Source organism: Asticcacaulis endophyticus, assembly GCF_014652575.1.
GTDB lineage: Bacteria > Pseudomonadota > Alphaproteobacteria > Caulobacterales > Caulobacteraceae > Asticcacaulis > Asticcacaulis endophyticus.
Genome location: NZ_BMZB01000001.1, coordinates 996,102 through 1,008,363 on the forward strand (window position 1 = coordinate 996,102; position 12,262 = coordinate 1,008,363).

Consider the following 12,262-nt stretch of genomic DNA (forward strand, 5'->3'; position numbering starts at 1 on the left):
AAACCCGGTGAACGCAGGCGACGTGCCTTCAAGCCCGGCCATAACCAATTTCAGCAAGAAGGGTGCCATGCGCAGGGGTGTCATAGCTTGTCCCCGAAATTTATTGAATTTTTATTTTGCAGCACACAAAAAAAGCGGCAGGTGAGCCTGCCGCTTTGGGTTTTGAGATGTGCCGTAAGCCCTAATATGAGCCTTTTTGTAACAGTACCGCCGGTAACGTTTTTACCAGGATCATGATATATATGCCACACGAATGCTTACGGGCAAACAGGCGATCCATGGCTACACGACGGCTGTAGCTGACATCGTTGCGGCCCATGACCTGCCACAGGCCGGTAATGCCGGGCAGCACGGACACGTAGTTTTTAAAGGAGCGGCCATATTTGACCACTTCGGCGCTGACGATCGGGCGTGGGCCCACCAGGCTCATTTCACCGCGAATGACGTTGAGCAACTGAGGCAGCTCATCGACGCTGGTTTTGCGCAAGATGCGTCCCAAAACGGTAATGCGCGGATCGTTCTTGAGCTTCTGTTCGGCTTCCCACTCAGCGCGGGCGACCGGATCGTTCAACAGGATTTCCCGCAGAATCTCATCGGAGCGCATATGCATGCTGCGCAGTTTGAAACAGAAGAACTCACGGCCGTTCAGGCCGATACGTTTTTGCCGGTAAAGCGCCGGGCCCCCGTCCTGAAGACGGATAAACAAGGCGATCACGACTATCGCCGGCGCCAGGAATATCAACGCGCTCAAACTAATCATCAGATCCAGGCAACGAATAACGCCGTGGTTCAGGCGACGCAATCTGGCCCGTTTACCGGCCTTATCGCGTGCCTGTGGGGTGCGTACCTTAAATCCGACGGAGACGCTGTTTTCCATACTTGCCGCAGACGGCGTATTGATCAACATGATCACCTCTCCAAAACTGCACAGTCAGTATTTAAATTGACGGGCAAACTGTCAACGATTTGTCCCGCATTGCACAATGTATGCCATAAAAAATTTCAGCCTGCGCTCTTTGCGCAACTGATGGCGATCAGAATATAAAAACTTGCGAAAAACTGTTGGTTAACAGCTTCGCCCGCAATGGGATTCCCCTGATGGTTGATTAATCATTTCAATCAAAAGGGCATCTTATGTGTTAAAAATGAAGCCCTGTGCATCGTTTTGATGCAGCCAATTTGTTTTGTTTGGACTTAACAGCTTTTTGCAATTATTTCACTATCATTAGTTCAGAGGCGTGTCAAAATCGATATTGCGCCGCACAATTAACTATGAGACCATGGACGAGAGCCGAAACATGTCGACCTTTTTCGCAAGATTAGTATCTCTTTGGGTTGTGCTGATAAGTTTGACGCTGACCAGTTTAGGGTCGGCAGGTCTGGCTTACGCACAGGGTACGGCTGTGCCCGACGCCGGGACGGTGTCCCAAACTCAGACAACTCAGCCATCCCAAACGGTAAGTGCTGACGCTTACAGCTATAAAATGGGCGCCGATGACAAAATCCGCGTCATCGTTTTTGGCGAACCTGACCTGAGCGGTGAGTTCGTCGTCAACGGCCAGGGCACGGTGGCTCTGCCGCTGATCGGTGAGGTCAAGGCCGTGGGCCTGACCGTGAGGGAGTTGCAGGAACAATATGCCGCGGTCTTACGTGAAGGGTATCTCAAAGACCCGCGCGTCAGTATCGAGGTTCTGACCTTTCGGCCGTTCTACGTTCTGGGGGAAGTCAGCCGTCCGGGCGAATACCCTTACGTCAACGGCATGACGGTGATGAATGCGATTGCGCGCGCTCAGGGCTTTACCTATCGGGCGAACAAGAAGAAGGTCTACATCAAAAGTGCCAATTCCGCTGAGGAACGTGCGGTCGATCTGACACAAACCCTGACGGTGCAACCCGGCGACACTATCCGTGTAACAGAACGATATTTCTGATGCGCAACAAAGATTTAGTTAAGCGTTTAAGATTATAAGACCAGTCAACAGGCTGGTCGTTTACCATTATGGCATACCCGTCGTGACCTTCATTGGGAAGGTGCGAAAAACTCTACACTCTGGCATGGACCTTATGCAAAAAAAGAAACTCCTCACGCTTACGCTGATCCCGGCTATGTGCGCCACGGCCGGAATCGCCGGGGCTCAAGATTACTTCATACAGGAAAAGGACAAAAACTCGTCGGTGGCCGCGCGCGTGCCCGCGGGCTATGAACCTTTGGGCATCCGCACCGGCGGGTTTGACATCTACCCCAAGGTCGATATGGGGCTTGAGCGTACCGACAACGTCTTCTTCAGCGACACAGCCAAAGAAGACGACATGATCTTTACCGCACGCCCGGAAGTGCGCGCCCAGTCACGCTGGAGCCGCCACGCCCTGATGGGCTCGGTGTACAGCAATATCCGTCGCTACGGCGATAATGACACCCAAAATTCCGAAGACTGGGGCGCCAACGCGTATGGCCGCGCCGACATTACGCGGTTCAGCAATGTCTATGGCACGGTCAACCTGGGGCGCAGCAGCGAATCGCGCGGTGACCCGTCGCTTAGCGAAAACATCGCCGAGCCGGTCAAGGTGAAAAACAACGGCTTTGTGTTGGGCGGTCAGTTTACCTTCAACCGCCTGCGCTTTGGCATCGATGGCGGCATCAGTGAACTGGACTACACCGATGTGCGCACCAACGATCTGGTCAATTTCCCGTCCGGGATTCAGGATCAGGACAATCGCGATGTGAAGTTCAATCGCCTGGGCCTGCGCGGCGATTATGCCCTTAGCCCGGATACGTCGGTGTTTGTCACCTATGAATATAATGAGCGTAAATATGATCTGGCCTCAGCGGCGGCTGAGCGTGACTCTAACGGCTATAATATCTCGATCGGTGCGGCGTTCGATCTGACGGATCTTCTGCGCGGTGAAGTGCGGGCCGGCTACCTGATGCAGGACTATGACAACTTCGCCTATGCCACGGCGCGCGGCTCGTCCTTTAATGCCCAGATCGAATGGTTCCCGACCCGTCTGACGACGGTTAACTTCAACGCGGGCCGCTCGATCAACGAAACGCCATACGCTGGGGCGTCAGGCTTCCTGTCGACCCAGCTTAGCGTGACGGTTGACCATGAACTGCTGCGCAATCTGGTACTGTCGGCCGGGGTGCTTCACTTTGATGATGAATACCGGGGTCTGGACCGTAATGATACACGCGACAGCTTAACCCTGGGCGGGCGCTACCTGATTAACCGCCGCCTGAGCCTTAAGGGCGAATACATGCATTCAAAGCTGGGTTCCGAAGGGGCCTCAGCCTTCCGCGATTATACTCATAACAGCATTAAGTTTACTTTAGGCGTACAATATTAACGCATGCCGGGCCATGGGATCAGTTCTGATGCCATGGCCCGCATTTTCTGGTCCCCATATCTTGGCCTTAGTGTTCTGGCCTTAGTGTCTTGGCCCCTATTTTGCAAAATGGGCTTTGGGTTCCCAAAAAATGGCTCACGGGTTCCATAACTGAACAAGTGCCGGAAAGATCTGTCATATGAAAACGCGTGATAATTATGGAAAAAGCAGTTCGGACGATGAAGCGGGTCTGGACCTTCGCGGGCTGATCGCTGACTTTCGGCGCTACTCGCTGCTGTTTGGCGTTGTGTTCTGTACCGCCTTTGTCCTGATCCTGTTTCCGCTGTTGTCGCAGACGCCGAAATATGTAGCGTCATCTGCCGTGATGATCGATCCGCGCTCCGTCAATATCACCAATGCCAGTGAGCAGGTGCTGTCGGATTTGCCGCAGGATGCCGCCACTATCGATACCGAAGTCTCCCTGATCAAGTCATCATCGCTCGCGGAGATGGCCATCCGGGAACTGGATCTGGATAAGGACCCTGAGTTCAACCCGTTCCTTAACCCGCGCAAGAAATATTTCGGTCTGGTGACCGAGCCTCAGCGCCCCGAAGCGGCCCTGACGCCGCTTGAGAAAAAGGCTCGCCAGCAGATCATCACCAATATCGTGCTGGGCGGTCTGACTGTGCGCCGCGAAGGCACCACCCGCGTCATCAACATCAGCTATTCCAGCACCTCGCCGGAAAAGGCCATGCGCATCGCCGATGAGTGGGCCAACTTCTATCTGGCTCAGCAAATGGAAGCGCGCTTTGAAGCGACCCGCAGTGCGTCCGGCTGGCTCGACTCGCGCCTTGATGAGCTGCGCGGTCAGGTGGAATCTGCCGAGCGTGCGGTTCAGCAATATAAGATCGCCAATAACCTGATGAGTTCGACCGGTTCTACGCTGACCGAGCAGGAAATCTCCAGCCTCAATCAGCAACTGGCTGTGGTGCGTGTTGACGAAGCCGAAAGCGAAGCTCGTCTGGCCACCGCCCGCCGTCAGCTTGCCGCCGGTTCGACCGGTGAAGATGTCGGTGAAGCCCTGAATTCCGGCGTGGTTGCCAATCTGCGCTCGCAAAGCGCCGAGGTTAGCCGCCGCGTAGCCGAACTGGAAGCCCGTTACGGCCCGCTGCATCCTGAAATCATCAAGGCCAAGCGTGAAAAGGCCGATATCGACCAGCAGATCCGCAACGAAATCGCCCGTATTATCTCTAACCTCGAAGCTCAGGTTCAGGTTCAGCGTCAACGCACCTCGTCTCTGGCCGGCAGCGTAGGCTCTGCCCGCGGTGTGCTGGCGGGCAACAACCGCGCTCAGGTTCGCCTGAACGAGCTTGAGCGTGATGCTCAGGCCGTCCGCAGCCTGTACGAATCATATCTGGAGCGTTTCAAGGAAACCTCGTCGCAGGAAGGCATGGCCAAGTCCGACGCCCGTATCGTGGCTAAGGCTAAGCTGCCGATGGGGCCATCGTCGCCCAAGGTCTCCTTAAGCGTCGCATTGGCGCTGGTAGGGGCCTTTGGGGCCGGTGCCGCCGCTGTACTGGGTCGTCGGGCCTTCGACAGCGTCCTGACCACCTCCACGGACGTTGAGCGTCATCTGCGCCAGCCTTATCTGGCCGGTCTGCCGGATCTGGCCTCGACGGTTGAAAAGGGTCATAAGCGCACAGATCCGGTCACCTATGTGACGGAAAAGCCCCTGTCGGTCTTTGCCGAAGGCTTCCGCAGCCTGAGAGCGTCCCTGCTCTATACCCGTGACGGCGAGCAGGCCCGCGTCATCGCCCTGACCTCCTGCCTGCCCGGCGAAGGTAAGACCACGGCGTCCATGTGTCTGGCTCAGATTGTCGCTATGGCGGGGCAGACGGTTGTGGTTGTCGACTGTGACCTGCGCCGTAAGTCGATCAACGCCTATGTTCAGGATCAGCCCGAAGCTGGTATTCTGGAAGTGCTGGACGGCTCGGCCACGCTTGATCAGGCCCTGACCGATGGTCCTGGCGGTAAGGTCAAGCTCCTGCCGGTCAAGCCGGAAAGCTATACCACCCGCGACGTATTTGGTGATCCGTCGATGGACGGCCTGATCGCTGAACTCAAAGAGCGCTTTGATGTAGTCATTATGGATACCGCTCCGGTGCTGCCGGTGGTTGATACCCGTATTCTAGTGCGTAAGGTCGATGCGGTAGTCATGCTTGTACACTGGCGTAAAACGCCGCGTGACGCCGCCCAGAAAGCCCTTGATCTGCTTATCAGTGCCGATGCGCCGATGGCCGGTGTGGCCCTGAGCCAGATCGACGTCAACCAGCAGGCCAAATACGCCTACGGCGACTCCGGCTTCTACTATAAGGCCTATAAGGGATATTACACCGAGTAGGTCACCCGGATAAGTTAAACAAAAAGCCCGCGATCATTATGGTCGCGGGCTTTTTGTTTGTTTCAGTACATTGAACTTTTCTTGAACAGCCGCTCATCCATCTGGGATAGGACGATGCCGATAACGGGTCCGCCGGTTTGTCTCAAACTGGACAGGGCCGCCTTAACTGCCCGCATCGGGGTCTTGGCCCAGCGCACCAGCATAATGGTCTGATCGGCAAACTTAGTGAGGATCTGAGTTTCAGCAATCGCCAGAACCGGCGGCGTATCCAGAATGACAATGTCGTACTTATGGCGCAGATAGGTGATGAAGCGGTCCATGATCGGGGCTTCGAACACGCCGGTCACGTCGCGATCCTTGCGCGGCGCCAGCAGATAATCAACGCCGGTATCGTCGCTCAGGATAACATCTTCCAGATTGGCATCGCCTTGCAGCACTTCGATCAGGCCATTTTCGGCCCGCTTTCCCAGCGCGCGACTGAGGCCCGGACGGCGCAGATCGCATTCAACCACAATTACCGACTGACCGGACAGGGCCATGACCCTGGCCAGACAAACCGAGGTGGTCGATTTGCCCTCCGAAGGTAGGGGCGAAGTGATGGCGATAATCCCGCCATGATCATTCGCCGTATAAAGCAGAGCGGTACGTAAGCTTCTCAGTCCCTCAGCAAAAGCAGAACCCGGATTCTGAATGACATAATCGGGCAGCGACAGGGGCGCATTTTTGGACGGGGATTTAACTTTAACGAGCGTCGCCAGATGCGGCAGCCCCAGCTTATAGCCGATATCACCGGGGGCGATGATGCCGGTTTCAAAAATCTGACGGGTGAACACACCGCCGACACCGGCGATGGTGCCCAGACCCAGCGCAATTATAAAGGCCATGACCAGATTGGGGGAACTGGGCGCCGACGGGGTACGGGCCAGTGAGATCAGACGGGCATGAATATTTTGCGCCGGATTGGCCGTAAGTGATTGTTTATAAAGGTCAAGATAGTGTTCAAAAACCTCCTGAGCCGCGGTCGCATCATTTTCAAGCTGGCTGAGACCGGCGCTGGCGCTGTTGGCGGAGACCAGTTGGCCGGTGGCGGCCCCCAGACTGGACTGGGTCTGGCTGAGGCGGCGGCGGTCAACATCAACCTCGGCTTCGAGACTGGACAAAAGCCGGTCGCCTTCGATGCGGATTTGCTGGTCAATATCGGAAAGCTGATCCTGCGCGGCGATGACCTGCGGGTGGCGGGGGCCGTAGGTGGTTTGCAGATCGGCAATCTGTCGCGTAATCTGGGCGCGTTTTAAGCGCAGGGTGGTCAGAACGCGTGAACCCACGGGGCCTGCCATTTCGGCGCTGACGCCGGTATTTTGCAATTGCTGGCGGGCGGTGGTGAGCTTGGCTTCCTGCTCGGCCAGATCGAGTTTGTTGCTGGCGACCTGTCGGTTCAGCGCTGAGATTTCGCTTTCGGTCAGGGTTGAGGTGCCAACGGTCATCAGGTTATTGGCGACCTTATAATTGGCCAGAGCTTCTTCGCGGGCGAGCACTTCGCCGCGCAGTTTATCCAGACGCGCAGCCATGCCGCTGCCGGCACTTTGCAGTTCGGCCTGATTCTGATCGATCTTTTGGGCGATATATTGCAGGCTCCATTCATTGGCGATATCTGCGGCCAGTTCGGGCGACGGCGATGAATAGTTCAGATAGACAATGCGGGTGGTTTCCTGGCGTTTGATCTTCAGGCCATACAATAGCGCACCGGCAATGGCGCGCCGTCTAAGGGCTGCTTTTTCCCCTGGCGTTTGGGCGGGTTGCGAGGGTTGCGCGCTGACCTCAGTCTTTTTTGCCGTTTTGGGATCAACCGGTGGCGGCGCAAAGGCCGGGTGCTGATCCAGTTTTAGCGACTCAACAACGCGCTCGGCCAGAGACACCTGTTGCAGCAAAACCAGTTCCGTATTGACCTGAAGCGATTCCGGCGTGTCATCCTGACGCAATTGAACCAGTGCCAGGTTTTCGGGGGTAAGGGCCACATTGCGGGCATCGAGAGCTACGATCGCGGTCGCCGTAAAAAGCTTGGGGCGGCTGCTGAGATAGAGATAGGTGAGCGCAAATACGCCCACAAACAGCGCTAAAAATATCCATATATAACGGCGATAATCAAAGCCGATGGAGCGCAGATCAAGGCGGATTTGCAGAATATCTTCGCGGTCCGCCGCGATGTCGAAGGTTTCAGGCTTCATGTAAAATGCTTTTCCGCTGAAATATGAGCGCGTCAGATATAAAAGGCTGACCGGTGCCCGCACGCGGCCGTAGCCAGTCTATTTCAGGTATTATTTATGACCAGAATGTTAACACATAATGTTAACACGCACCTGCTGCGCTTCACAAACGGATAAATATCGACGCCCTATAACCAAGGGGTGATTCGTGCGGTCTCAGACGCCAGCCAACGTGCACTCTCACGCGGGAAATCGGTCGCGGGATGATCGCTCAGGACACGCAGCATAGTCCGGCGGCGCGGCATGTCCGCCAGCATTTCATCCGGCGATAAGAGTAGCTGCTCAATTTTGCTCTCGGCGACGGGTAAAACCAAGGATGCGTCCGAGAACAGATCACTGACCCCAAAGACTAGGGCTGACAGACGCGCGGCAAATTGCGTGGTGTTAAAAAGCCCCTGAAGGCGGGCCTCCTGTTGCAGGGCCTTGATTTCTGGGGGCGACATCTGGCGAAGCGCCGTCAGCAGGTCCATAGCATAGCTGCCGCCCGGCTGACGGTTGTAAATAGCTTTCACAAGGTTCATCGCCGAGATAAGCGCTATATACTTAGTGTTAGGGGTTGGAATACTGTTTGAGCCCAAATTAACCTTAACAGGATTGCTCATAAATCTGTCAACATGGCGGGGTGCTGGCGATCCGGGCTGCTGCAGGCGGTGGTGCAGATCGACCGAATGGGGGCCGGACGAATCAGTGAACAGGTGTTGCTCACCCAAAAACAGACGCCACCATAGACGGTGACATTCTGCCGGAACCGAAAATCCAGCGGCGACAAGCACTTCGCGGGCGCGGGAGAAGTCTTTTCTGGCCACCAAAAGGTCTGCATCGACACTTTTTTTCGAAAAAAAGTCGCCGTAGAGAATTTTTTGTTGCAGCGGGCCCTTATAAAATACGTGGTTAATGCTCGCAAATTCTAGTGTCAGGTGAGTTTTGTGAACCAGGTGAAGGATGCGGGAATTGGTTAATGCGACCGTCTTGGTTTCACTTATGAAGTCTTTATAGTGCGGTGCATCATGCTCATAGGGGGGCAGGGTACGTGCAAAAAGCACACCAAGCTTGTTTTTAAGGGCATAATCAATTGATTTTTCACGATTTTCTTGTGGGCCGAGTGAGGGTTTTGGCGCGTGTCCAGGATCAAGCAGTTGGGCCAGATTCAGACACAGAAGGCTCATGCGTCGGTCCTCAATGAAAAGAAATGATAAAAACGGATGTAAAGTAGTTGGTGGCACTATACATCATTTATGTTGAGAAATCCTTATGCTTGACTTTAAGCACTCAATATGAGAGATTTTTCTCGTTATCCAAAGGGGTACGCCCCATATCGGAGATTATTGAAATGACGCAAGTTAAGGCTGTTTACGAAGCCCCGACCGTTGCTAAGGTCGGCGACTTTGAAACCACCACCCAGAACACGGGTACCGGTGGTACACTGGATGCCTCCTTCCCGGTTGGCACCCCGTTTGCGGACCTGACCTTCTCTTAAGGCCGGGCCTGTGAGTAAAGAGTTCTAAAATGCCCGGCGGGTTTTATGTCGCCGGGCATTTTTTACATATATTATCTTAGTTTCAAAATTTTTAATCCGGAGTGGTTGCGTGGCGCTGGTGAATTCCTCAATCATTACGGCGTCGGGCGATGTGGTCGGCACGGAACTGGCCGGTGGGCTGGCTCTGCTGGATCTACGCACCGGCAGCTATTTTAATCTTAATCAGACCGGCGCCTATGTCTGGTCGCAGATCGAAGGCTCCGCCAAGACCATTGGCGATATCCTGGGCGCGATGACACAGGCCTATGATGTCAGTGCCGACGTTCTGGAACAGGATTTGCAGACTTTGCTGACGCAATTGTCAGAACAGGGCCTGATTGCCGTCAGCGCGTAAAGCGCCTGACCGTCGGCCCAAAACTTGGATACATAAAGCCATGCAGACGGCTTGGAAAAATATCCTGTCGGGAACCAAATATTTCGCGCTGAACCTCTATTTCCGCGCCTATATCCTTGCCTTTGGGTATAAAAAAATAAAACAGCACATCCGTGAAATTGAGGGCCCGCCCGCCCCACCATGGGAAGCCCGCCGGGTCGGATGGTTTGTGTTTAAGACCGCCAAACCCATTCCCGGCGCGACCTGCCTGTCACGGGCCATGACCGCGCAACATATCCTTAAACGCCATGGGTTTGGCTCATCCTTATGTGTCGGTGTGGCCCAGAGCGATAAACAGGGCGATAAGGGGCTATTGGCCCATGCCTGGGTCATGAGCGGCGATCAGGTCGTGGTTGGCAATGAATCCGGTGAGCTTGAGCGCTATAAGCTGCTGACCCGGATGGGTGCGCAGATCCCTTGAGCGCCATTGCCGGTATTTTTCTGAACTCTGAAGGTTCATCACACGACCTGGTGTTAACCATGTTGCGGGCCATGCCCTATCGTGCGCCCGATGGAACCGAGGTCTGGGCGGAGGGGCACTCTGCCTTGGGCATGGGCCTGATGCGCACCCTGCCCGAAGACCCGGCTCAGGCCACCATTTTTGAAGGCGGTACTGTGCGCGCTGTGGTCGATGCGCGGCTGGATAACCGTCCCCAATTGCTGGCCGCCCTCGGTATCACGAACGAAAGCCTGTCCGAAGGGGCGCTGATATTGGCGGCGTGGCGGCGGTGGGGTGAGGACTGCGTCCATCACTTCATCGGTGACTTTGCGTTCATTATATATGATGCCGACACCCACCGCATTTTTGCCGCCCGCGACCATATGGGCGTAAAGCCTTTGTTTTACCGCGCCGACGGGGCCGGACTGGCCTTGGCCAGTGAGGCGAAGGTGCTGGCTGCACCGGGCGCGCCGTTTACCGATGTGTCCAAGGCGGGGCTGATTGAGGCTGATGTGGCCGATTTCATGACCGGGCAACTGCCGCGTGATCACCGGGTGGTTTATGACGGCCTGTGGCGGGTGCCACCGGGGCATATCTTAAGCGCCGGGCCTGATTTGGTGCCGACCTTGACCTGTTACTGGCAGGCCGCCCCAGATGCGACGATAACCGACAAAAGCCCGCAGGCCTTACGCGCCCTGCTGACCGAGGCGGTGCGTTGCCGCCTGCGCTCCCCTCAGCCGGTGGCGGCCCTGCTCAGTGGCGGGCTGGATTCGACCTCGATCGCCTGTCTGGCCAGTCAGTTGCAACCCGATGCGCCGGTCGACAGTTTTTCGGTGGTGTTTGATAAGACGCCTCACTTAAGCGAGCGCGACTATATAGACGCCGGTATTGCCCACGCCCATTTCCGTCCGCGTCATGTGGCCATGGATGGTTACGCACCGTTTGGTGATTTCCAGGCCCTTCTGGCGCTGGAGGGGCGGCTGTTTGGCGCGCCGGGTCTGCGGATGACCAGTTCTCTGTTCCAGCGGGTCGGGGCTGAGGGCTTTCGCGTCGTCTTTGAAGGCCACGGCGGCGATGAGGTGCTATCCCACGGCTATGGCCGGTTCCACGAACTGGCGCAGCGAGGGCAGTGGCGGGAGTTGTGGGCGCAAACCCGTGCCTTTTCCGGCCTGTACGGGCAGGGGCGGCTGGGTCTGTTTATCCTGCTGTTCATTCGCTATGGGCGCTTTAAAGGTTCGCACTCTCTGCGACGCGTCGCCGGTTGGGTGCAAAAGCGCTGGCCCAAGGCTGACCGGGACGTGTTGCTTAAGCCGGAGTTTCGCACGCGCGCGGCGGCGGACCACCGCCCTCAGCATCAGGATGAAGCATCGCAGCACACGGCCTTTCTGCAATCGCCGGGGCTGGCGTCCAGCCTTGAGGTGCTTGAGGCCGCTGCCGCCGGGGCCGGCCTTGAGGCGCGCTTTCCGTTCTTCGATAAGCGGGTGGTCGAGTTTTGTCTGTCGCTGCCGTCTGAGGCCAAGCTCGATCAGGGCCATGTCCGCTTGATCCTGCGTCAGGCGATGGAGGGCGTTTTGCCCCCCAAAGTCCAGTGGCGGCGCAGCAAGTTCGATTTCGCGCCCCATATCGCGACCGGCCTTTTGACCCATCATGATGGCCTGATGCGTGACGTGATCGACGATAACCGTGATAATGTGGCGGCCTTCGTTGACCTTGAACGGGTGAAAAAATCGCTCAATCGGTTACGTAAGCGGGGAGCGAAGGTTTCGGCCTATGATTTGCAAGCGGTATGGCGAACCGTCGCCTTATCGCTCTGGCTGCGGCACAGCCAGGGTAAAACCCATTCAAATTGATACACAATTTGGTGGAGCCGTGGTCTGAGCCCGGCAGGAGTGGCGTTTCAGTAAAGATTAAAATGCGTGCGCTC

Annotated in this window: 10 protein-coding genes; 7 read left to right on the plus strand and 3 right to left on the minus strand. The window is 56.1% G+C overall.

Features of this window, described 5'->3' with window-relative positions; translation table 11 throughout:
* Window positions 1-181: 181 nt before the first annotated feature.
* Window positions 182-907: a sugar transferase gene (locus IE102_RS04525; RefSeq protein ID WP_229807558.1), complete on the minus strand. Its 726-nt coding sequence runs from the start codon at window positions 905-907 to the stop codon at window positions 182-184.
* A 391-nt stretch (window positions 908-1,298) separates the two neighbouring features.
* Between IE102_RS04525 and IE102_RS04530 the strand changes: the two genes are divergently transcribed.
* From IE102_RS04530 to IE102_RS04540, 3 genes are all read left to right on the plus strand, one after another.
* Window positions 1,299-1,931, plus strand: coding sequence for a polysaccharide biosynthesis/export family protein (locus IE102_RS04530; protein ID WP_189485174.1), 633 nt, complete (start codon window positions 1,299-1,301; stop codon window positions 1,929-1,931).
* A 133-nt stretch (window positions 1,932-2,064) separates the two neighbouring features.
* Complete coding sequence (locus IE102_RS04535) at window positions 2,065-3,345, plus strand: outer membrane beta-barrel protein (protein WP_189485175.1); 1,281 nt, start codon at window positions 2,065-2,067, stop codon at window positions 3,343-3,345.
* 178 nt (window positions 3,346-3,523) lie between these two features.
* A complete protein-coding gene (locus IE102_RS04540; protein ID WP_189485176.1) occupies window positions 3,524-5,725 on the plus strand; it encodes a GumC family protein in 2,202 nt (733 codons plus the stop codon).
* 62 nt (window positions 5,726-5,787) lie between these two features.
* On the opposite strand, the gene IE102_RS04545 is transcribed toward IE102_RS04540, so the two are convergent.
* Together IE102_RS04545 and IE102_RS04550 are read right to left on the minus strand one after the other, a co-directional pair.
* Window positions 5,788-7,950, minus strand: a complete 2,163-nt coding sequence (locus IE102_RS04545) for a GumC family protein (protein ID WP_189485177.1) — start codon at window positions 7,948-7,950, stop codon at window positions 5,788-5,790.
* Window positions 7,951-8,117: 167 nt separating this feature from the next.
* The gene (locus IE102_RS04550) at window positions 8,118-9,155 is read right to left on the minus strand and encodes a nucleotidyltransferase family protein (protein WP_189485178.1); all 1,038 of its coding nucleotides are present in this window, start codon (window positions 9,153-9,155) and stop codon (window positions 8,118-8,120) included.
* A 164-nt stretch (window positions 9,156-9,319) separates the two neighbouring features.
* On the opposite strand from IE102_RS04550, the gene IE102_RS04555 reads away from it, so the two are divergent.
* From IE102_RS04555 to IE102_RS04570, 4 genes are all read left to right on the plus strand, one after another.
* Complete coding sequence (locus tag IE102_RS04555; protein WP_189485179.1) at window positions 9,320-9,466, plus strand: lasso RiPP family leader peptide-containing protein; 147 nt, start codon at window positions 9,320-9,322, stop codon at window positions 9,464-9,466.
* 109 nt (window positions 9,467-9,575) lie between these two features.
* Complete coding sequence (locus IE102_RS04560; protein ID WP_189485180.1) at window positions 9,576-9,860, plus strand: PqqD family protein; 285 nt, start codon at window positions 9,576-9,578, stop codon at window positions 9,858-9,860.
* A gap of 40 nt (window positions 9,861-9,900) precedes the next feature.
* The gene (locus tag IE102_RS04565) at window positions 9,901-10,320 is read left to right on the plus strand and encodes a lasso peptide biosynthesis B2 protein (RefSeq protein WP_189485181.1); all 420 of its coding nucleotides are present in this window, start codon (window positions 9,901-9,903) and stop codon (window positions 10,318-10,320) included.
* Window positions 10,317-12,188 (plus strand): asparagine synthase-related protein, encoded by a 1,872-nt coding sequence (locus tag IE102_RS04570; protein ID WP_505595772.1) that lies wholly within the window; start codon window positions 10,317-10,319, stop codon window positions 12,186-12,188. Before IE102_RS04565 ends, IE102_RS04570 begins: the two co-directional genes overlap by 4 nt.
* Window positions 12,189-12,262: the final 74 nt, after the last annotated feature.

What these genes read in the sequence shown, in the direction of transcription:
- IE102_RS04525 (WP_229807558.1), bottom strand. Translation starts at nt 907, where the DNA reads ATGTTGATCAATACGCCGTCTGCGGCAAGTATGGAAAACAGCGTCTCC.
- IE102_RS04530 (WP_189485174.1), top strand. Translation starts at nt 1,299, where the DNA reads ATGTCGACCTTTTTCGCAAGATTAGTATCTCTTTGGGTTGTGCTGATA.
- IE102_RS04535 (WP_189485175.1), top strand. Translation starts at nt 2,065, where the DNA reads ATGCAAAAAAAGAAACTCCTCACGCTTACGCTGATCCCGGCTATGTGC.
- IE102_RS04540 (WP_189485176.1), top strand. Translation starts at nt 3,524, where the DNA reads ATGAAAACGCGTGATAATTATGGAAAAAGCAGTTCGGACGATGAAGCG.
- IE102_RS04545 (WP_189485177.1), bottom strand. Translation starts at nt 7,950, where the DNA reads ATGAAGCCTGAAACCTTCGACATCGCGGCGGACCGCGAAGATATTCTG.
- IE102_RS04550 (WP_189485178.1), bottom strand. Translation starts at nt 9,155, where the DNA reads ATGAGCCTTCTGTGTCTGAATCTGGCCCAACTGCTTGATCCTGGACAC.
- IE102_RS04555 (WP_189485179.1), top strand. Translation starts at nt 9,320, where the DNA reads ATGACGCAAGTTAAGGCTGTTTACGAAGCCCCGACCGTTGCTAAGGTC.
- IE102_RS04565 (WP_189485181.1), top strand. Translation starts at nt 9,901, where the DNA reads ATGCAGACGGCTTGGAAAAATATCCTGTCGGGAACCAAATATTTCGCG.